Origin of the sequence: Phycicoccus sp. Soil802, from assembly GCF_001429605.1 — a bacterium.
GTDB lineage: Bacteria > Actinomycetota > Actinomycetes > Actinomycetales > Dermatophilaceae > Pedococcus.
Window position 1 is genome coordinate 335,003 of record NZ_LMSS01000004.1, and the last position, 18,109, is coordinate 353,111.

Sequence of the window (18,109 nt, forward strand, 5' to 3'; positions counted from 1 at the left end):
AGATTGGGTTTGACGCTGATGAGCATCCGATGAGAACTCAGCAATGAGCTCCAACCAGCTTTAACGACGGTCCGCGCCTGTCACCTGACTGCGGACCAGGAACAGGAGAAACGTGGCCAAGGTCCGTGTAAGCGCGCTCGCCAAAGAGCTCGGCACCGACAGCAAGACGCTGATCGCCCACCTCAACAGCATTGGTGAGTACGTCAAGACCGCCAGCTCGACCATCGAGGCACCCGTCGTCCGCAAGGCGACGGAGACCTTCCCGGAGGACCTCAAGAAGGCCCCCGCCAAGAAGGCAGCTGCCAAGCCTGCCGGTCCGTCCGCCCCGGCGGCCCCGACCGCAGCCAAGACCGCCGAGCCGACCGCACCTGCGGCGGCCCCGGCTGCTGCCCCCGAGGCGCCTGCTGCTCCCGCAGCAGAGCCCACCCCTGCGCCGGCTCCCGCAGCCGCCGCTCCGGCTGCGCCCGCCGCAGCCGCTCCCGCCGCTCCGGCACCTGCTGCTCCGGCTGCTCCCGAGGCCCCTACGGCCCGGGCCGACGTCCAGTCAGCGCGTGACGGTGGTCAGCAGGGTCCCGGCGTGCCGGCCTCCCCGCGGCCCGGCAACGCGCCCCGTCCCGGTGGCCCGGCCCCCCGTCCCGGCGCCCCGCGTCCGGGCAACAACCCGTTCGCGCCCAGCCAGGGCATGCGCACCGGTCGTGACGGCGGCCCGGCCGCCCGTGAGGGTGCCCCCCGCGAGGGTGCTCCCCGTGAGGGTGGCGGCCGCGAGGGTGGCGCCCGTCCGGGCAACAACCCGTTCGCGCCCAGCCAGGGCATGCCCCGCCCCCAGAGCCGTCCCGGCGCAGCCGGTCCGCGCCCGGGTGGCACGGCCGGCCCCGGTGGACCGCGCCCCGGCGCGGCCCGTCCCAGCCCCGGCATGATGCCCGACCGCAGTGCGGTCGGTCGTCCCGGTGAGCGTCCCGCCCGTGGTGGCGGCCGTGGGCCCGGTGGCCCCGGCGGTGCCGGTGGCGGTCGTGGCCCCGGTGGTCCCGGTGGCCCCGGCGCTGGCGGCGGCGGCGGCTTCGCCGGTCGCCCCGGTGGCGGTGGCTTCCGTGGTGGCGCCGGTCGCGGCTCGACCGCGGGTGCCTTCGGCCGCGGTGGTGGCCGTCCCGTGCGCGGACGCAAGTCCAAGCGCGCGAAGCGCCAGGAGTTCGAGCAGATGCAGGCCCCGTCGCTGGGTGGCGTCACCGTCCCCCGCGGCAACGGCACGACCCTCATCCGGGTCCGCCGGGGCTCTTCGCTGAGCGACTTCGCGGACAAGATCAACGCCAACCCCGGTGCCCTCGTGACGGTGCTCTTCCACCTCGGCGAGATGGCCACGGCCACCCAGTCGCTGGACGAGGACACCTTCAAGCTGCTCGGCGCCGAGCTCGGCTACGACATCCAGGTCGTCTCGCCCGAGGAGGAGGAGAAGGAGCTGTTCGACGCCTTCAACATCGACCTGGAGACGGGCATCGAGGGCGAGGACGACGAGGACCTGGAGGCGCGTCCGCCGGTCGTGACCGTCATGGGTCACGTCGACCACGGTAAGACGCGACTGCTCGACGCGATCCGCAACGAGGACGTCGCCGGTGGCGAGTCCGGTGGCATCACCCAGCACATCGGTGCCTACCAGGTGCACAAGCTGCACGAGGGCGTCGACCGTCCGATCACCTTCATCGACACCCCGGGTCACGAGGCGTTCACCGCCATGCGTGCCCGTGGTGCCAAGGTGACCGACATCGCGATCCTCGTGGTCGCGGCCGACGACGGCGTCATGCCGCAGACCATCGAGGCGCTCAACCACGCCCAGGCTGCGGACGTGCCGATCGTGGTGGCGGTCAACAAGATCGACGTCGAGGGTGCGAACCCGGCCAAGGTGCGCCAGCAGCTGACCGAGTACAACCTGGTCGCCGAGGAGTACGGCGGCGAGACGATGTTCGTCGACGTGTCGGCCAAGGCCGGCCAGAACATCGACGCGCTGCTCGAGGCCGTCCTGCTCACCGCCGACGCCGCGCTCGACCTGCGCGCCAACGCCGACCGCGACGCCCGCGGTGTCGCGATCGAGGCCAACCTCGACCGTGGCCGTGGCGCCACGGCCACGGTGCTGGTCCAGGCCGGCACGCTGCACGTCGGTGACGCCATCGTCACGGGTTCGGCCTACGGCCGCGTCCGCGCGATGCTCGACGAGCACGGCAACAACCTCACCGAGGCGGGTCCGTCCCGTCCGGTGCAGGTGCTGGGCCTGTCCTCGGTGCCGCGCGCCGGTGACACCTTCGTGGTGGCTCCGGACGACCGCACGGCCCGCCAGATCGCCGAGCGCCGCGAGTCCGCGGACCGGCAGGCGTCGCTGGCCAAGGCCCGCAAGCGCATCTCGCTCGAGGACCTCACCGAGGCCCTCGCAGCAGGCAAGGTCGAGACCCTCAACCTCATCCTCAAGGGTGACGTGTCCGGTTCCGTCGAAGCCCTCGAGGACGCGCTGCTGCAGATCGACGTCGGCGACGAGGTCGACCTGCGGATCATCGATCGTGGTGTCGGTGCGATCACGATGAACAACATCAACCTGGCCATGGCGTCCAGCGCGGTGATCATCGGGTTCAACGTCCGCGCGGAGGGCCAGAACGCCGACTACGCCGAGCGCGAGGGCGTCGAGATCCGCTACTACTCGGTGATCTACCAGGCCATCGAGGAGATCGAGGCGGCCCTCAAGGGCATGCTCAAGCCGGAGTTCGAGGAGATCGAGCTCGGCACCGCCGAGATCCGCGAGATCTTCCGCTCCAGCAAGTTCGGCAACATCGCCGGATCGATCGTCCGCAGCGGCGAGATCAAGCGCGGCACCCGGGCGCGGATCACCCGCAACGGTGTGGTCGTGGCGGAGAACATCGAGATCGCCGGTCTGCGCCGGTTCAAGGACGACGTCACCGAGGTCCGCGAGGGCTTCGAGTGCGGCATCAACCTGGGGTCGTTCAACGACCTCCAGATCGGTGACCTCATCGCGACGTCCGAGATGCGCGAGAAGCCGCGCGACTGACGGTATGCCGTGTGGGCCGGGGGCGGCGGTACGTCACCCCCGGCCCACAGGCTTCGCCTGAGTCACACCCTCACCACGAGCAGCAAGGAGTCCTCGCATGGCTGACGCCGGACGGGCCCGCAAGATCGCCGACCGCATCAAGACCCTGATCGCCGCGAACGTCGAGTCGATCGTCAAGGACCCCGACCTGGGCTTCGTCACCATCACCGACGTGCGCGTCACCGGTGACCTGCAGCACGCCTCGGTCTTCTACACCGTGTTCGGTGACGAGACCCAGCGCGCCAAGACCGCGGCCCTCCTGGAGAAGAACAAGGGTCGGCTGCGCTCGTTCGTGGGCGGGCAGATCCAGATCCGGCTGACGCCGAGCCTCGACTTCTTCGCCGACGCCATCCCCGAGACGGCCGCCCACCTCGAGGACCTGCTCCGCGAGGCCAAGGAGCGCGACGAGGCCGTCGCGGCCGCGGCCGCCGGAGCGACCTACGCCGGCGAGGCGGACCCCTACCGCAAGCCCGAGCCCGAGGACGACCTCGACGGGGTGGACGACGCCGGCGACGCGGACGACACCGCAACCGACGGCTCGCAGGACTCCGGCGCGGATGCCCGCGCCTGACGGCCTGCTCGTCGTCGACAAGCCGTCCGGCTGGACCAGCCACGACGTGGTCGGTCGGGCCCGGCGGCTCTGCGCGACCCGCAAGGTCGGCCACGCCGGCACGCTCGACCCGATGGCGACCGGGGTCCTCGTGCTGGGCATCGGCCGGGCCACCCGCCTGCTGACCTTCCTGGTCGGCTGCGACAAGGACTACACCGCCACCATCCGGCTCGGGCAGACCACCATCACCGACGACGCCGAGGGCGAGGTCACCGCGACGGTGGCCGCCGACGGCGTCACCCCCGACCAGCTCGACGCCGCCGTGCGCGAGCTCACCGGTGACATCCAGCAGGTCCCGAGCTCGGTGTCGGCGATCAAGGTCAAGGGGGAGCGCTCCTACCACCGCGTCCGTGCGGGTGAGGACGTCGACCTCCCGCCGCGACCAGTGACGGTCAGCCGGTTCGAGGTCCGGTCGACCCGCGCGGGCGACGTGGACGGCATACCCGTGCTCGACGTGGACGTCGAGGTGACGGTGAGCTCCGGCACCTACGTGCGGGCGTTGGCCCGCGACCTCGGCGCCGCGCTCGGGGTGGGCGGTCACCTCACCGCCCTGCGGCGCACGCGGGTCGGGGCGTTCACCCTCGACCAGGCCCACACGCTGGAGGCCCTCGGCGCCGTGGCCGACCCGGAACTGATCCCGGTCACCCCCCTGACCGACGCGGCCCGAGCCCAGTTCGCCGGCCGCGAGCTCACCGCCGAGGAAGCCACCGCTGTGGGCTACGGCCAGCGGGTGGACTCGGCGCAGCCGGGCCGCACCGATCCGGTTGCTGCGTTCGCCCCGGACGGGCGGCTGGTCGCGATGCTCGATGAGTCGGGTCACAAAGCCAGGGCGCACGTCGTGTTCGCCCCGGCCGGTTCGTAGAGTGTCCCCCGTGCACCGCTGGACCGACCCCGCCGCGACCCCTGCTGGTCTGCGCCCCTGTGTGGCCACCTTCGGCAACTTCGACGGCGTCCACCTCGGCCACCGGGCCGTGCTCGCGCGGCTCGTCGCCGAGGCGACCGAGCGCGGCCTGCCGAGTGTGGCCGTCACCTTCGACCCCCACCCGGCCGCGATCTTCCACCCCGACACCCTCGAGCTGATCTCACCCGGGCGGCTGCGCGACGAGCTGCTCGGCACGACTGGCATCGACGGGCTGCTCGTGCTCGACTTCACCGAGGAGTTCGCCCAGCAGACCGCCGAGGAGTTCATCGTCCACACCTTCGTCGAGACCCTCGGCGTGCGGGCGATCGTGGTCGGCGAGGACGCCCGGGGGTTCGGCCGCGGCTACACCGGCGACGTCGGCACGCTCTCCGCCCTCGGCGCGGCCCACGGTTTCGACGTCATCGTGCTGGAGGACCTCGGGAACGGCGAGCGGTGGTCGTCCTCCGCCGTCCGCCGCCACCTCGCCGCCGGCGAGATCGCGGAGGCCTCGGCCATCCTCGGGAGGCCGCACCGCATGACCGGCACCGTCGTCCACGGCGCCCACCGCGGGCGCGAGCTGGGCTACCCGACCGCGAACCTGTCGCCCGACTCGCTGGGGCTGGTCCCCGCCGACGGGGTGTATGCCGGGTGGCTCACCCGCGTGGCCAAGGCCGGGGACGACCCCGAGCGGACCCTGCCGGCAGCGATCTCGGTCGGCACCAACCCGACCTTCGACGGCACCCTGCGGACCGTCGAGGCCTACGTCCTCGACCGCACCGACCTCGACCTCTACGACGAGGAGGTCACCGTCGAGTTCGTCCACCGGATCCGGCCGACGCTGCGCTTCGACTCGATCGAGGAGCTGCTCGAGGCGATGGCCGGGGACATCGAGACGTGCCGACAGGTCCTGGCCTCGATCGTCCCGTCCTGACCCGGTCCCGCCACGGCGGGATGTGGGCCAGGGCGAGCGGTGGCGCTGCGCTGTGGGCGCGCAGCGACTGGGGCCTGGTCGTGGCCGCGCTGGGCCTGTCCCTGATCGGTGCCCTCCTGGTCTACTCGGCGACCCGCCACCAGAGCGGCACCGCCTACCTCGCCCGGCACCTGTTCAACACCTCCGTCGGAGTGGCCCTCGCCGCGGCGGTGACCCGCACCGGTTACCAGTGGCTACGCGCCGCAGCGCCGTGGCTCTACCTCGTCTCCGTGGCGGGCCTGGTGCTCGTGCTCACACCGGTCGGCTCGACGATCAACGGGTCCCACTCGTGGATCCTGCTTCCCGGCGGCTTCTCCGTGCAGCCGTCGGAGCTCGCCAAGGCAGCGCTCTGCCTCGGGCTGGCGATCATCCTGGGCGAGCGGATCGACCGGCAGGCCCAGCCGGACGCGCGTGACCTGCTGCTGGCGGTGGTGGTGGCGGCCGTGCCGATCGGGCTGGTCATGCTCCAGCCCGACCTGGGCTCGGCCCTGGTCCTCGGAGCCCTCGCGTTCGGCGTGGTGGCCGTGGCCGGCACCCCCAAGCGCTGGCTGGCGGCGGCGGTGGCGCTCGTGGCTGCGGGGGTGGTCGTCGCCCTCACCACGCCGGTGCTGAGCGACTACCAGCGTGACCGCCTCACGGCGTTCGCCAACCCCCAGGCCGACCCGCAGGGGATCGGCTACCAGACCCGCCAGGTGCGGATCGCGATCGGCTCGGGCGGGTGGCAGGGGCAGGGCCTCTTCGAGGGCCGGCAGACCCAGGGCGGCTTCATCCCGTTCCAGCAGACCGACTTCGTCTTTTCGGTGGCGGGGGAGGAGCTGGGCTTCCTCGGGTCCGCCGGCCTCCTGCTCCTGCTCGGCTTCGTGGTGCTCCGCGCGGTGCTCGTGGCGGCGCGGGCGCAGGACGCCTTCGGGCGGCTGATGGCGTCCGGGGTGGCGGTCTGGTTCCTGTTCCAGGTCTTCGAGAACGTCGGCATGAACCTCGGGATCATGCCGGTCACCGGCCTGCCGCTGCCGTTCCTGTCCTACGGAGGGTCCTCGATGTTCGCCTGCTGGCTGGCCATCGGGCTGGTCAACAACGTGCACCTGACGCCGCGACGGCGCTGACCCCTCGGGGCCGGGGCCAGGACGTCCAACCTTTTGGCCACAATCGTGCTCGTTCACCCCCACTGGGTGCCGGTGCATGGCACTATCCCCGGCAACCCCTGCACCGAGCCGAGGACGGTCAATGTCGACTCACACCCCCCTGTTCACCGCCCAGAACGAGCGCGTCAACGACGCGGTCCTGGAGCAGCGCCCCGAGACGGTCGCGCACCTGTTCCGCGACCGCGTCGCGAAGTCGCCGAACGCCGAGGCGTTCCGCTTCGCCGAGGACGACTCGTGGTCGTCGGTCACGTGGACCCAGGTCCGTGAGCGTGCCTACCGCCTGGCCGCCGGACTGGTCGCCCTCGGGGTGCACCCGGAGGACCGCGTGGCGATCGCGTCCTCGACGCGGTACGAGTGGGCCCTGACCGACCTGGCGGTGATGTGTGCCGGTGGCGCGACCACGACGATCTACCCGACGACGATCGCCCCCGACGTCGCCTACATCCTCGCCAACTCCGGCAGTGTGGTCGTCTTCGCCGAGGACGACGACCAGATCGCCAAGCTCTGGGAGCGCCGGATCGACCTGCCCGAGATCACCCGGGTGGTGACCTTCGACGGCACCGCTGACGGCGAGTGGGTGATCAGCCTCGACGAGCTCGAGCAGATGGGCGTCGAGCTGCTCGCCACGAACTCCTCCGCGGTCGACGACCGGATCGACGCGCTGACCAAGGACCAGCTCGCGACCATCATCTACACGTCGGGCACCACCGGTCGTCCCAAGGGTGTCCGGCTCACCCACGACGCGTGGACCTACGAGGCGGCCGCGGTCGACTCGATCGGGATCCTCAACTCGAACGACCTGCAGTACCTCTGGCTGCCGCTGGCGCACGTCTTCGGCAAGGTGCTGCTGACTCTGCCCCTGCAGGTCGGCTTCCCGACCGCCATCGACGGTCGCGTCGACAAGATCGTCGACAACCTGGCCGTCGTGCAGCCGACCTTCATGGGCGCCGCCCCGCGCATCTTCGAGAAGGCCTACGGCCGGATCACGATGATGATGAAGGCCGAAGGTGGTCTCAAGGAGAAGCTCTTCCTGTGGTCGGTGTCCGTCGGCCGCGAGGTCGCCGGCATGCGGGCCCGGGGTGAGGTACCGACCGGCCTGCTCGCCAAGAAGCTCGCGCTCGCCGACAAGCTGGTGCTGCACAAGGTCCGCCAGCGGTTCGGCGGCCGGATCCGCTTCTTCATCTCCGGCTCCGCGGCCCTCAACAAGGACATCGCCAACTGGTTCGACTCGATCGGCCTGACGATCCTCGAGGGCTACGGCCTGACGGAGACCAGTGCGGCGTCCTTCGTGAACCGCCCGGCCGGCAACGCGATCGGCACCGTGGGCTGGGCCCTGCCCGGCACCGAGGTGAAGATCGCCGAGGACGGCGAGGTGCTGCTGCGCGGCCCCGGGATAATGGAGGGCTACCACGACAAGCCGGAGGACACCGCCGAGACCAAGGACGCCGACGGCTGGCTGCACACCGGTGACATCGGCACGTTGGACGACCACGGCTACCTGCGGATCACCGACCGCAAGAAGGACTTCTTCAAGACGTCGGGCGGCAAGTACGTCGCGCCGTCCCTGATCGAGTCGACCTTCAAGGGGCTGTGCCCCTACGTCAGCCAGTTCATGGTCTACGGCGCGGACCACAACTTCGTCACGGCGCTGGTCACGCTCGACCCCGACGCGATCAAGGAGTGGGCCGACCTGCACGGGGTCACCGGTGACTACCGGGCCATCGTCACCTCGAAGGAGGCGCACGACATGGTGCAGGTCTACATCGACAACCTCAACGTGAACCTCAACCGGTGGGAGCAGATCAAGAAGTTCACGATCCTCGACCACGACCTCACGATCGAGGACGGCGACCTGACCCCGAGCCTCAAGCTGCGGCGCAAGGCGGTCAGCGAGAAGTACCAGGAGACGCTCGACGCCCACTACGCGGGCTAGGCGCTAGCCAGCAGGACCCGGGGCGGCACGCCCCGCCGGCGGGTCGGCGACGAGGGGCACGAAGCGGTACCACCCGTGCTCCTCGACCGTCGGCCCGCCGTCGTCTGCCCGCACGCGGAGCATCCGGCCCGCCACCGGGAGCACGAGCACCCCTGCCGCGGAGAGCTGGTCGACCAGCTCGGCCGGCAGCGCCGGCGCCTGCGCGGAGACGAGGATGCGCTGGTAGGGACCACCGGAGGGCCAGCCCAGGGTGCCCGGCACGGCACGCTCGACGTGCGCCCACGGCATACCGGCGGCGACCAGGTTCGCCGCTCCGAAGGCGACCAGGTCGGGCACCCGCTCGACGCCCGTGACGCTGCCGGCGGGGCCGGTCAGGTGCGCGAGGAGCGCGGTGGTCCACGCCGAGCCGGAGCCCACGTCGAGGACGCGGTCGCCGGGCTGGACGTCGAGCAGCTCCAGCATCTGGCGCACCGTCGTCGGCTGGCTGTTCGTCTGCCCGTGACCGATCGACAGCGGCGCGTCACGGTCGCTGTGGGCGCGCTGGGCGGGCGGCAGGAAGCCGGTGCGGGGCACCGCCTCCATGGCCGCGGCGACGCGTTCGGCCGGGCTCGGCACGGCTCCAGTATGCGACCGTCCGGGCTGGTCAGCGTGGGGACCCGGACGAGCCGACCGGGGTGGCGACCTGACCCGAGTGGTGGCTCGCGCTGGGGTGGCTCGACGGAGCCGGGTCGGGCCCGCCCCCGATCCAGTGCGCGGACACCGCCAGGGTCAGCAGCAGACCGAAGACGGCGATGATCCGGACCGAGGACGCGCGCATGGCGGCGAGGCTAGGACGCGATGCTGGGAGCCACCTGAGTCCCCTCGGGCAGCTCCCAGCCAACCCCCAGCGGAGTCGCAGGCACCGCACATCCGCGGCGCGCACGCTGGCTTCGTGCTCCGCGGTCGGGGCAGGTCGGAGGTCGCATGTCATGCCCCTGCTGGGTTGGCCCCTGCTGGTCACGCTGGGGGTCGCGACGTTGGGGTGCACGAGCCTGACCCTGCTGCTCTGGTCCCGCGTGCACGGACCACGGACGGCGCAGGTCGGGCAGCGGATCGGGCTGGTCGTGGCCGGCCAGCTGGCCGCCGTGCTCTTCGTCGCGGCGGCCCTCAACGACTACGGCTACTTCTACGGGTCCTGGTCCGAGCTCCTCGGCACGTCGCTCTCCGGCAGCGCGGTCGTCCACGCCGCGGCCACCCACGTCGGGCGGCACCACGGTGGACCTCCTCGCGCAGCCAGCTTCGACCCCTCGCTCGCCGGCATCGACTCCTGGTCGACGCCTGCGCAGTGGTCCACTCGTGGCCGGGTCGAGGCCCTGACCGTGGTGGGCGCCCACAGCGGCCTGTCCGAGGCGGCGGCCGTCTACCTGCCACCGCAGTACTTCCAGAAGGCCTACTTGCGGAAGCGGTTCCCCGGGGTCGAGGTGATGACCGGCTACCCGGGCGCGACGCGGGAGCTGGTTTCCAGGATGCAGTACCCCCAGGTCCTCCTGTCGCAGCTCGACGCGCACCTGGCGAAACCGATGGTCCTCGTGATGCTGCGACCGACCGCTGCGCCGCCGCGTGACACCGAGTGCACCGACGTCCCGGCCGGCCCCCAGGTCCTGACCTTCCTCGGTGAGGACGTCCCGCGGGCGATCTCGCAGGACCTGCGGGTGTCGCCGGTGGGGTGGGGCGCGATGGGTGACTCGACCGGTGGCTACTGCGCCGCCAAGCTGGTCCTCACGCACTCCTCGGTCTTCACCTCCGGTGCGTCGCTCTCCGGGTACTACCACACGCTCGAGGACGACACGACCGGCGACCTCTGGGGCGGCTCGGCCGTGCTGCGCGACCTGAACGACCCGGAGTGGCTGCTGCGACACCAGCCGGCCCCGCCGGTCTCGCTCTTCGCCTCGATCGGGACGGGGGAGGTCAGCGGCACGGGGCTGCGGGACACCCGCCGGTTCGTGGCCCTGGTGCACGCACCGATGTCCGTGACGACCGAGGTGGTCCCCGACGGTGGCCACAACTTCAGGGCGTGGTCGGCGGTGCTGCCGCGCGCCCTGGACTTCCTGTCCGCCCACCTCAGCCGCTGACCTCCCGGCCGTCAGCGCGGGGTGGCCGCCAGCAGCGCGCGGGCGATCAGGGCGTGACCAGCGGCGTCGGGGTGGTCCCCGTCGGAAGACAGCAGCGGCGTGGGGTTGCGGTTGCCGTCCGCACTGAGGAACGGCGCGTAGAGGTCGACGCAGGTGTCACCGAAGGTCCGCGTCGTCGCGCAGATCGCCCGGTTGGCAGCCACGGTCACGCTGTCGCTCCAGTCGGCGAAGCCCGCTCCGCGCTGCCGGTCGGCGACGTCGCCGTCCTCGAAGACGTTCCAGTAGGTCGTCACCTCCACCCGCTGGCCCGAGCCGCCGAGTGCCTTGACCCTGGCGAGATCGGTCGCGAGCCCGCGCGCCATGGCGGCCACGGCGGGCGCCAGGCAGGCCGGCCCGCAGCCGCCCTGCTCCCAGCGGTCCTCGAGCGGTCCGAGGTCGTTGGCCCCGATGGTCACGACGACCAGGTCGGCGGCGGCGACCGACCTGGCTGGTCCGGCCTGGGTCAGCTGGGTGGCGAGCGAGTGAGTGGTCAGGCCGGGGACGCCCAGGTTGGTGGCCGTCGCGGGCCGACCATCCCGGGCGCCGAGCAGCTCGGCGAACCGCGCCACGAAGGGCGCGCAGTCGCAGTTGGTCCCGGCGGTCACCGAGTCGCCGACTCCCACGACGGACCGTGGGCTCGAGGCGGACGAGGTCGTCGTCCGGGTGGGCGTGGCGGCGCTCTCGGCCCGTGCGGAGTGGTCCGGCTCCGGTGCCGACCCGCTGGGCGCCCACCACCCCACCACGCCGACCACCGCCACGAGGGCGACGACCGCGGCTGCGAGGGCAGCTCCGCCGGCCAGGACCGTGCGTGGCAACCGGTGACGAGACACCCGCGCGATGCTAGGAACCGATGCTGGGAGAAGGGTGAGAGGGGAGGCGCCCCGGGCGGGTGGGAGCCCTGCGCCCCGGCGATGGTGACCGCTCGTATTCGGTGCCCAGCGGCACCGCCGTTACCCTTGTCCCACCATGAACCCCACCCCCGGCACCTCCGTCTTCCCGCTGCTCGAGCCGTTGCTCGAGCAGGTCAGCAAGCCCATCCAGTACGTCGGGGGCGAGCTGAACTCCACGGTGAAGGACTGGAACTGTGGCGGCCACGGCCCGCAGGGGCAGGAGCTCACCACCCGCTGGGCGCTGATGTACCCCGACGCCTACGAGGTCGGCGTGCCCAACCAGGGCGTGATGATCCTCTACGAAGTGCTCAACGAGCGCCCCGACGCCCTCGCCGAGCGGACCTATGCGGTCTGGCCCGACCTCGAGGCGCTGATGCGCGAGTCCGGCGTCCCTCAGTTCACCGTCGACGCGCACCGCTCGATCCGTGACTTCGACGTGCTCGGCCTGTCGTTCTCGACCGAGCTGGGCTACACCAACATGCTCACCGCCCTCGACCTCGCCGGCATCCCGCTGCACGCGGTCGACCGCTCGGACGACGACCCGATCGTCGTCGCCGGCGGCCACGCCGCGTTCAACCCCGAGCCGGTCGCCGACTTCGTCGACGCCGCGATCGTGGGCGACGGTGAGGAAGCCGTGCTGGCCGTCACCCACCACATCGGCGCCTGGAAGGCCGAGGGTATGCCGGGTGGCCGGCGCGAGCTGCTCCTGCGCCTCGCGCGCACCGGCGGGGTCTACGTGCCGTCCCTCTACGACGTGTCCTACCTGCCCGACGGGCGGATCCAGCGGATCGCGCCGAAGCCGGATGCGCATGGCGTGCCGTGGCGGGTGTCGAAGCACACCGTGATGGACCTCGACGCGTGGCCGTACCCGAAGCAGCCGCTGGTGCCGCTGGCCGAGTCGGTGCACGAGCGGATGTCGGTCGAGATCTTCCGCGGCTGCACCCGTGGCTGCCGGTTCTGCCAGGCCGGCATGATCACCCGCCCCGTGCGCGAGCGGTCCATCACCGGGATCGGTGAGATGGTCGAGCGTGGTCTGGCCGCAACGGGTTTCGAGGAGGTCGGGCTGCTGTCGCTGTCCTCGGCCGACCACTCCGAGATCGCCGACATCGCCAAGGGGCTGGCCGATCGCTACGAGGGCACCCAGACCGGGCTGTCGCTGCCGTCCACCCGCGTCGACGCGTTCAACATCGACCTGGCCAACGAGCTGACCCGCAACGGGCGCCGCTCCGGGCTCACCTTCGCCCCGGAGGGCGGGAGCGAGCGGATCCGCAAGGTCATCAACAAGATGGTGTCGGAGGACGACCTCATCAAGACCGTCTCCGCCGCCTACGGCGCCGGCTGGCGCCAGGTCAAGCTCTACTTCATGTGCGGCCTCCCGACCGAGACCGACGAGGACGTGCTCCAGATCGCCGAGCTCGCCAAGAAGGTCATCGAGACCGGTCGCCAGGTCTCGGGCCGCCGCGACATCCGGTGCACCGTGTCGATCGGCGGTTTCGTCCCCAAGCCGCACACGCCCTTCCAGTGGTGCGCGCAGCTCGGTGACGAGGAGACCGACGCGCGGCTCGCCAAGCTGCGCGACGCGATCCGGTCCGACCGTCGCTACGGCAGCTCGATCGGCTTCCGCTACCACGACGGCAAGCCCGGCATCGTCGAGGGACTGCTGTCGCGCGGCGACCGCAGGGTCGGCCGGGTCATCGAGCAGGTGTGGCGTGACGGCGGCCGGTTCGACGGCTGGAGCGAGCACTTCTCCTACGACCGCTGGATGACGGCGGCCGAGACCGCGCTGGCCGACCTGCCGGTCGACGTCGCCTGGTACACCACGCGTGAGCGCGGTGAGACCGAGGTGCTGCCCTGGGACCACATCGACTCCGGCCTCGACAAGGAGTGGCTGTGGGCCGACTGGCAGGACGCCCTCGACGAGACCGAGGTCGACGACTGCCGCTGGACGCCCTGCTTCGACTGTGGTGTCTGCCCCCAGATGGGCACCGACATCGAGATCGGGCCGACCGGCAAGACCCTGCTGCCGCTCACCGTCGTCGGTGCCGGTCGCGAGGGCATGCTCGCGTCCACGGTGGCTTCCCACACCCACTGAGCGACCCACCGCGAGAGTGTGAGTGATCCGACGGGCTCTGGCCCGGCGGATCGCTCACACTCCCTCGGGGTCAGGGGACGACGACCACGTCACCGACCATGCCCATGTCGTCGTGGATGGCGCAGATGTAGTGGAACGTGCCCACGGTGGTGAAGGTGACGTCGAACGGCGCACCGGGCGCGAGCACCCCACTGTTGAGGTCCCCACCGGCGAAGTGGGTCGGGTCGCCGGACGGAGCCAGGATGGCGAGCCCCGGGGGCTCCTGACCGAAGGTCACGGTGTGCGGCGCGCCGGGTCCGGCGACGTAGAAGGACACGGTGTGGCCCACGTGCACGACGATCCGGTCACGGACGAACCGCGACACCCCGAAGCCCTCGCCGTCCACGCCGACGAGCACACGGGAGCCGGTGGTGGCATGGGCCAGCTTGGCCTCGCGCCAGGCGGTGCGTCCTCGGTGGAGGGTCGCGTTGGCCTGCTGCGTCCCCACCCGGTCGTAGTCACGCTGGGTGTAGGGGTAGGCCGTGCCCGCCGGACGCACGTGCACCGTCCCCGTCATCATCAGGCCGTGCAGCAGGCACACGTACGTGAAGTCGCCCGTGGCCGTGAAGGTCAGGTCGTACGTGGCGACCGGGTCGGTGAAGACGAAGATCGGCTGCGTGGCCATGATCCCGGAGTTGGCATAGGCGGTGCCGTCATACGTGGAGGATCCCTGGACCGTGGTCTGGGACGGGTCGAACGGGTTGAACTCGGGCAGGGCCGTCCCCGGCGCGAGGAAGGTCACGGTGTGCGGCTCTGCGCTGTTGGCTGTCCAGTGGACGGTGTCGCCCGCGTCGACCCAGACGTCCTTGGGCAGGAAGGCCATCGCGGTGACGGCCATGTCGGGGGTCTCGGCGCCGACGCGGACGTGCCACGTGACGGGTCCGGCGATGGCCGCCGAGGCGGTCGAGCCCACGGCGACGGGGATGACGAGGACGGTGACGGAGACGACGGCCAGCACGAGCCGTCGCAGCATTGACTTCCCAGACATGGGTGCTCCTCAGGGCAGAACTCACGATCGCGGTCGCGACCGCGTCGGACTGCTCGTGGGCCCCTTCAGCGCGGGCACTCCACGACAAGAGTGCCCCTCGTGACCGTTCGTGGCGTCATGCCTTAGGACGATTTCCGGGGGCAACACGGCGATGCTGGCGAGCCGTGCGGCCCGGCAGCATCGCCTTTCAGGAGGTGACGCGCGGTGCGGGCGCCACGGGCTCACATCCGCGCCATGGAACGCATCCGAAAGCCCTGACATTTGTCATCGGGTCGGGGTGCGAAATGGTTGTCGAATGAAACCGCTCCACCCGGCTCAGCCGAGACCCGGCTGCGTCGCCACCCCGTTCCGGAGGTTTCATGTCCCGTCTCTCGAGAACCGCCTGCGCCGCCCTCGGTGCAGCAGCCCTGGTCACCGCAGCATCGGCCGGCTCCGCGCTGGCCACCACTGCCGGGCCCCACGCCCTGCCCGGCAGCGTCCCGTCGTGGGCCGCCGCGAAGAACCGCACCGGCTCCACCGACGCCACCCAGCAGGTCACCTTCCGCGTGTACCTCAACTACCGAGGAGGTGACGCGGCCGCGGCCTACGCGAACGCGGTCTCGACCCCCGGCAGCGCCAGCTACCAGAAGTTCCTGACCCCCGCGCAGTTCCGCGCCAAGTTCTCGCCGGCCCAGGCTGACGTCGACAGCGTCTCGTCGTGGCTCAAGGGCCAGGGCTTCACCGTCGGTGCGGTCCCGGCCAACCGCAAGTACGTCGAGGCCACCGGCACCCTCGCCCAGGCCGCCAAGGCGTTCGACACCTCGTTCGCGGAGTACCGCACCGAGGGCAAGACGGTGCGTGGCAACGCCACCGCGCTCAAGGTGCCGGCGAACCTCACCGCAGTGGAGGGCGTGGTCGGGCTCGACGAGTCGCAGACCCTGGCCCACCAGGACAAGGTGACCCCGGGTCCGGCGCTGTTCCGCAACGCCCAGCCGATGAGCGACTACTGGGGCCAGAAGACGGTGCAGAACACGCCCACCCCCGATGGCACCCCGCTGCCGTCCTCGCCGAGCGCCTTCGCGCCCAAGGGGTATGCCGGGGCGCAGCTCCAGGGCCTCTACGGCATGACCGGGGCGATCGGCTCGGGCAACGACGGACGCGGCGTGAAGGTCGGCATCATCGACGGCTACGCCTCGCCGACCATCCTGCAGGACGCCAACACCTACTCCGCGGCGCACGGGCTGCCCTCGCTCAGCGGGCACTTCAGCCAGGTCGTGGCCCCGGGCACGTACAACCGCCCGGAGAACCCGAGGCAGGACCCGCAGGGCTGGGCCGGTGAGGAGACCCTCGACGTCGAGGCCGTCCACACGATGGCCCCGGGGGCGGACATCACCTACATCGGTGCGCCGAACAACTACCGCGACCTCGACGCGATCATGAACCGGGTGGTCGACGGACACCTGGTCGACATCGTCACCAACTCCTACGGCTACGGCGGCGAGGCGCTCCCGACGGGCACCATCAAGCCGTCGCTGGACACCCAGGTCCAGGCCGCTGCCGAGGGCATGACGCTGTTCTTCTCCTCGGGCGACGACGCCGACGAGACCGGTGGTGTCGCGGGCGCGAGCCCGACGCCGGACTGGCCGGCCTCCAGTCCCTACGTCACGGCAGTGGGAGGCACCAGCGCTGGTGTCTCGCAGTCGAACGGCCGGGTCTTCGAGCTCGGGTGGGAGACGGCCAAGGGCACGCTGAACAAGGCCACGAGGACGTGGAACACTCCTGCGTTCCTCTACGGGAGCGGCGGTGGCACCTCGCGGCTGTTCGCCCAGCCCTCCTACCAGGCGGGTGTCGTGCCCGGCGCCATCTCGCAGACCTACGGTGGCGGCGCGATGCGTGCGGTGCCTGACGTCGCGGCGCTCGGTGACCCGAACACGGGCATGCTCGTCGGGGAGACCCAGACCTTCCCGGACGGCTCGCAGCAGTACTCCGAGTACCGGATCGGCGGCACCTCGCTGGCCTCTCCGCTCTACGCAGGCATGTTCGCCCTCGCCCAGCAGAAGGCCGGACACGCCTTCGGCCTGGCCAACCCGGTGCTCTACGGCGCGCGCGGCTCGAGCATCGACATCACCAAGACCGACCTCGCCACCTACCCCGGTGACGTCCGGTCCGACTACGTGAACGGCGTGGACGCCTCCGCGGGCTACGTCTACAGCGAGCGGACCTTCGACAGCGATGCCGCCCTGACCATCCACGTCCGCCCCGGGTACGACGACGTCACCGGAGTCGGCGTCCCCAACGGACAAGCGTGGTTGAACGCGGTCGCCTCCTCCTGACCGCCGGGCACCGGCGGGCGGGTCCCTTCACCCGTCCGCCGGTGCACCACTCTCAGGGAACTCACATGAAACCGGTGACATTTGTCATCGGAGGATGACCCCGCAGCGTTGTCCAATGGCAGTGGCCGCGGTCGCCTCCTCCAGACCGCCGCGCACCAGTGGTCGGGTCCCCTTCAACCCGCCCGCTGGTGCCACCCCCCAGCCGCTCGTGCGGAGAGGGCTGGGGTATGCCGCCCGCTCGCCTAGGCTTCGCGCCATGGCTGAGCGGGCGGCATACGTTTGCCTCTCGGCAGCGTGTGGGTGGACGTCGAGCATCGCCGCCGCGGGGTGGGCGCGGCGCTCATGTGGTCCAGGTCCTGAGGGCTTAGCCCATCCGGCTCGCGAACCACGGCTGGTGCAGGTCGAGGTACCGCATGTCGCTGACCTGCGACATCTCGTCCTCGAACTCGCGACGACGGTCCTCGGGCATCTCCTTCTTCTCGCCGATCCGGGCCTCTTCCTCGCTCCGGAAGGCGATCGTCTCGGTGAAGAAGCCGTCCTCGTCGATGGCGATGGTGCCGCCGATGATCTCCGGGCGTTGCTCCTGCAGCATGTCCATCGGCTGGTCCATGAACCGGCGGAACCGCTCCGGGTCGCTGAGCCGGCCCTGCATGACCTGCACGAAGCCGGCGTCGTCGGACCCGCCGTTGAGGAACATCTGGGCGTTGTCGCAGTCGTGGAACGTGACGTCGCCGTCGAAGCACTCCTGCATCTTCATGAACCACTCACCCTGCTCGGGCCTCGTGGAGTTGCGGGCGGCAGCCTCCCGGCTCTCGAACCGGACCACGCCCACGAACTCGTTGTCGTCGGTGATCCCGTAGGTCCCACCCAGCCAGCCCTCGGCCTTGGGGCCCTGTTCCTCGCGCCACTCGTCGGTCAGCCGGCGCATTCGGTCCGCGTCCCGACACTTTCCCTGGATGATCTGGATGAACACCTCAACCCTCCGCTTTCTCTCGCA

General features: G+C 71.1%; 14 protein-coding genes. 9 read left to right on the forward strand and 5 right to left on the reverse strand.

Annotated features, from left to right (window positions below):
- Positions 1-112: 112 nt before the first annotated feature.
- From infB to ASG91_RS10740, 6 genes are all read left to right on the forward strand, one after another.
- Entirely contained in the window at positions 113-3,046 is a 2,934-nt protein-coding gene (gene infB, locus ASG91_RS10715; RefSeq protein ID WP_056922616.1) for a translation initiation factor IF-2, read from the forward strand.
- 97 nt (positions 3,047-3,143) lie between these two features.
- Positions 3,144-3,656, forward strand: a complete 513-nt coding sequence (rbfA, locus tag ASG91_RS10720; protein ID WP_056922617.1) for a 30S ribosome-binding factor RbfA — start codon at positions 3,144-3,146, stop codon at positions 3,654-3,656.
- Positions 3,643-4,557, forward strand: coding sequence for a tRNA pseudouridine(55) synthase TruB (truB, locus tag ASG91_RS10725; protein WP_056922618.1), 915 nt, complete (start codon positions 3,643-3,645; stop codon positions 4,555-4,557). The genes rbfA and truB overlap by 14 nt, the downstream gene beginning before the upstream one ends.
- 10 nt (positions 4,558-4,567) lie before the next feature.
- Entirely contained in the window at positions 4,568-5,527 is a 960-nt protein-coding gene (locus ASG91_RS10730; RefSeq protein WP_056922742.1) for a bifunctional riboflavin kinase/FAD synthetase, read from the forward strand.
- Positions 5,491-6,669, forward strand: coding sequence for a rod shape-determining protein RodA (rodA, locus tag ASG91_RS10735; protein WP_371262044.1), 1,179 nt, complete (start codon positions 5,491-5,493; stop codon positions 6,667-6,669). The genes ASG91_RS10730 and rodA overlap by 37 nt, the downstream gene beginning before the upstream one ends.
- Before the next feature lie 121 nt (positions 6,670-6,790).
- A complete protein-coding gene (locus ASG91_RS10740) occupies positions 6,791-8,641 on the forward strand; it encodes a long-chain fatty acid--CoA ligase (protein ID WP_056922620.1) in 1,851 nt (616 codons plus the stop codon).
- 3 nt (positions 8,642-8,644) lie between these two features.
- On the opposite strand, the gene ASG91_RS10745 is transcribed toward ASG91_RS10740, so the two are convergent.
- Both ASG91_RS10745 and ASG91_RS20665 read right to left on the reverse strand, forming a co-directional pair.
- On the reverse strand, positions 8,645-9,256 hold the full coding sequence (locus ASG91_RS10745) for a protein-L-isoaspartate O-methyltransferase (RefSeq protein ID WP_256363722.1): 612 nt from the start codon (positions 9,254-9,256) through the stop codon (positions 8,645-8,647).
- Between the two features lie 28 nt (positions 9,257-9,284).
- Entirely contained in the window at positions 9,285-9,458 is a 174-nt protein-coding gene (locus ASG91_RS20665) for a hypothetical protein (protein WP_157606297.1), read from the reverse strand.
- Between the two features lie 151 nt (positions 9,459-9,609).
- Here ASG91_RS20665 and ASG91_RS10750 point away from each other — a divergent pair, with 151 nt between their 5' ends.
- Positions 9,610-10,752, forward strand: a complete 1,143-nt coding sequence (locus ASG91_RS10750) for an esterase family protein (protein ID WP_056922621.1) — start codon at positions 9,610-9,612, stop codon at positions 10,750-10,752.
- A gap of 11 nt (positions 10,753-10,763) precedes the next feature.
- Here ASG91_RS10750 and ASG91_RS10755 read toward each other — a convergent pair whose 3' ends face one another.
- Positions 10,764-11,621 carry an SGNH/GDSL hydrolase family protein gene (locus ASG91_RS10755; RefSeq protein ID WP_162257529.1) on the reverse strand — a complete coding sequence of 286 codons (858 nt, stop codon included), beginning with the start codon at positions 11,619-11,621 and terminating at the stop codon, positions 10,764-10,766.
- A 136-nt stretch (positions 11,622-11,757) separates the two neighbouring features.
- Between ASG91_RS10755 and ASG91_RS10760 the strand changes: the two genes are divergently transcribed.
- On the forward strand, positions 11,758-13,773 hold the full coding sequence (locus ASG91_RS10760; protein WP_056922623.1) for a TIGR03960 family B12-binding radical SAM protein: 2,016 nt from the start codon (positions 11,758-11,760) through the stop codon (positions 13,771-13,773).
- Positions 13,774-13,843: 70 nt separating this feature from the next.
- Here the strand turns inward: ASG91_RS10760 and ASG91_RS10765 are convergent, their stop codons facing one another.
- Entirely contained in the window at positions 13,844-14,800 is a 957-nt protein-coding gene (locus tag ASG91_RS10765; RefSeq protein ID WP_082594082.1) for a plastocyanin/azurin family copper-binding protein, read from the reverse strand.
- 359 nt (positions 14,801-15,159) lie between these two features.
- On the opposite strand from ASG91_RS10765, the gene ASG91_RS10770 reads away from it, so the two are divergent.
- On the forward strand, positions 15,160-17,112 hold the full coding sequence (locus tag ASG91_RS10770) for a protease pro-enzyme activation domain-containing protein (RefSeq protein WP_056922625.1): 1,953 nt from the start codon (positions 15,160-15,162) through the stop codon (positions 17,110-17,112).
- A gap of 364 nt (positions 17,113-17,476) precedes the next feature.
- On the opposite strand, the gene ASG91_RS10775 is transcribed toward ASG91_RS10770, so the two are convergent.
- Positions 17,477-18,040 (reverse strand): hypothetical protein, encoded by a 564-nt coding sequence (locus ASG91_RS10775; protein ID WP_235543874.1) that lies wholly within the window; start codon positions 18,038-18,040, stop codon positions 17,477-17,479.
- Positions 18,041-18,109 lie beyond the last annotated feature (69 nt).

Coding starts and splice junctions, on each gene's coding strand:
- rbfA (WP_056922617.1), top strand. CDS start 3,144: ATGGCTGACGCCGGACGGGCCCGCAAGATCGCCGACCGCATCAAGACC.
- truB (WP_056922618.1), top strand. CDS start 3,643: ATGCCCGCGCCTGACGGCCTGCTCGTCGTCGACAAGCCGTCCGGCTGG.
- ASG91_RS10740 (WP_056922620.1), top strand. CDS start 6,791: ATGTCGACTCACACCCCCCTGTTCACCGCCCAGAACGAGCGCGTCAAC.
- ASG91_RS20665 (WP_157606297.1), bottom strand. CDS start 9,458: ATGCGCGCGTCCTCGGTCCGGATCATCGCCGTCTTCGGTCTGCTGCTG.
- ASG91_RS10750 (WP_056922621.1), top strand. CDS start 9,610: ATGCCCCTGCTGGGTTGGCCCCTGCTGGTCACGCTGGGGGTCGCGACG.
- ASG91_RS10760 (WP_056922623.1), top strand. CDS start 11,758: ATGAACCCCACCCCCGGCACCTCCGTCTTCCCGCTGCTCGAGCCGTTG.
- ASG91_RS10765 (WP_082594082.1), bottom strand. CDS start 14,800: ATGTCTGGGAAGTCAATGCTGCGACGGCTCGTGCTGGCCGTCGTCTCC.
- ASG91_RS10770 (WP_056922625.1), top strand. CDS start 15,160: ATGTCCCGTCTCTCGAGAACCGCCTGCGCCGCCCTCGGTGCAGCAGCC.
- ASG91_RS10775 (WP_235543874.1), bottom strand. CDS start 18,040: ATGCGCCGGCTGACCGACGAGTGGCGCGAGGAACAGGGCCCCAAGGCC.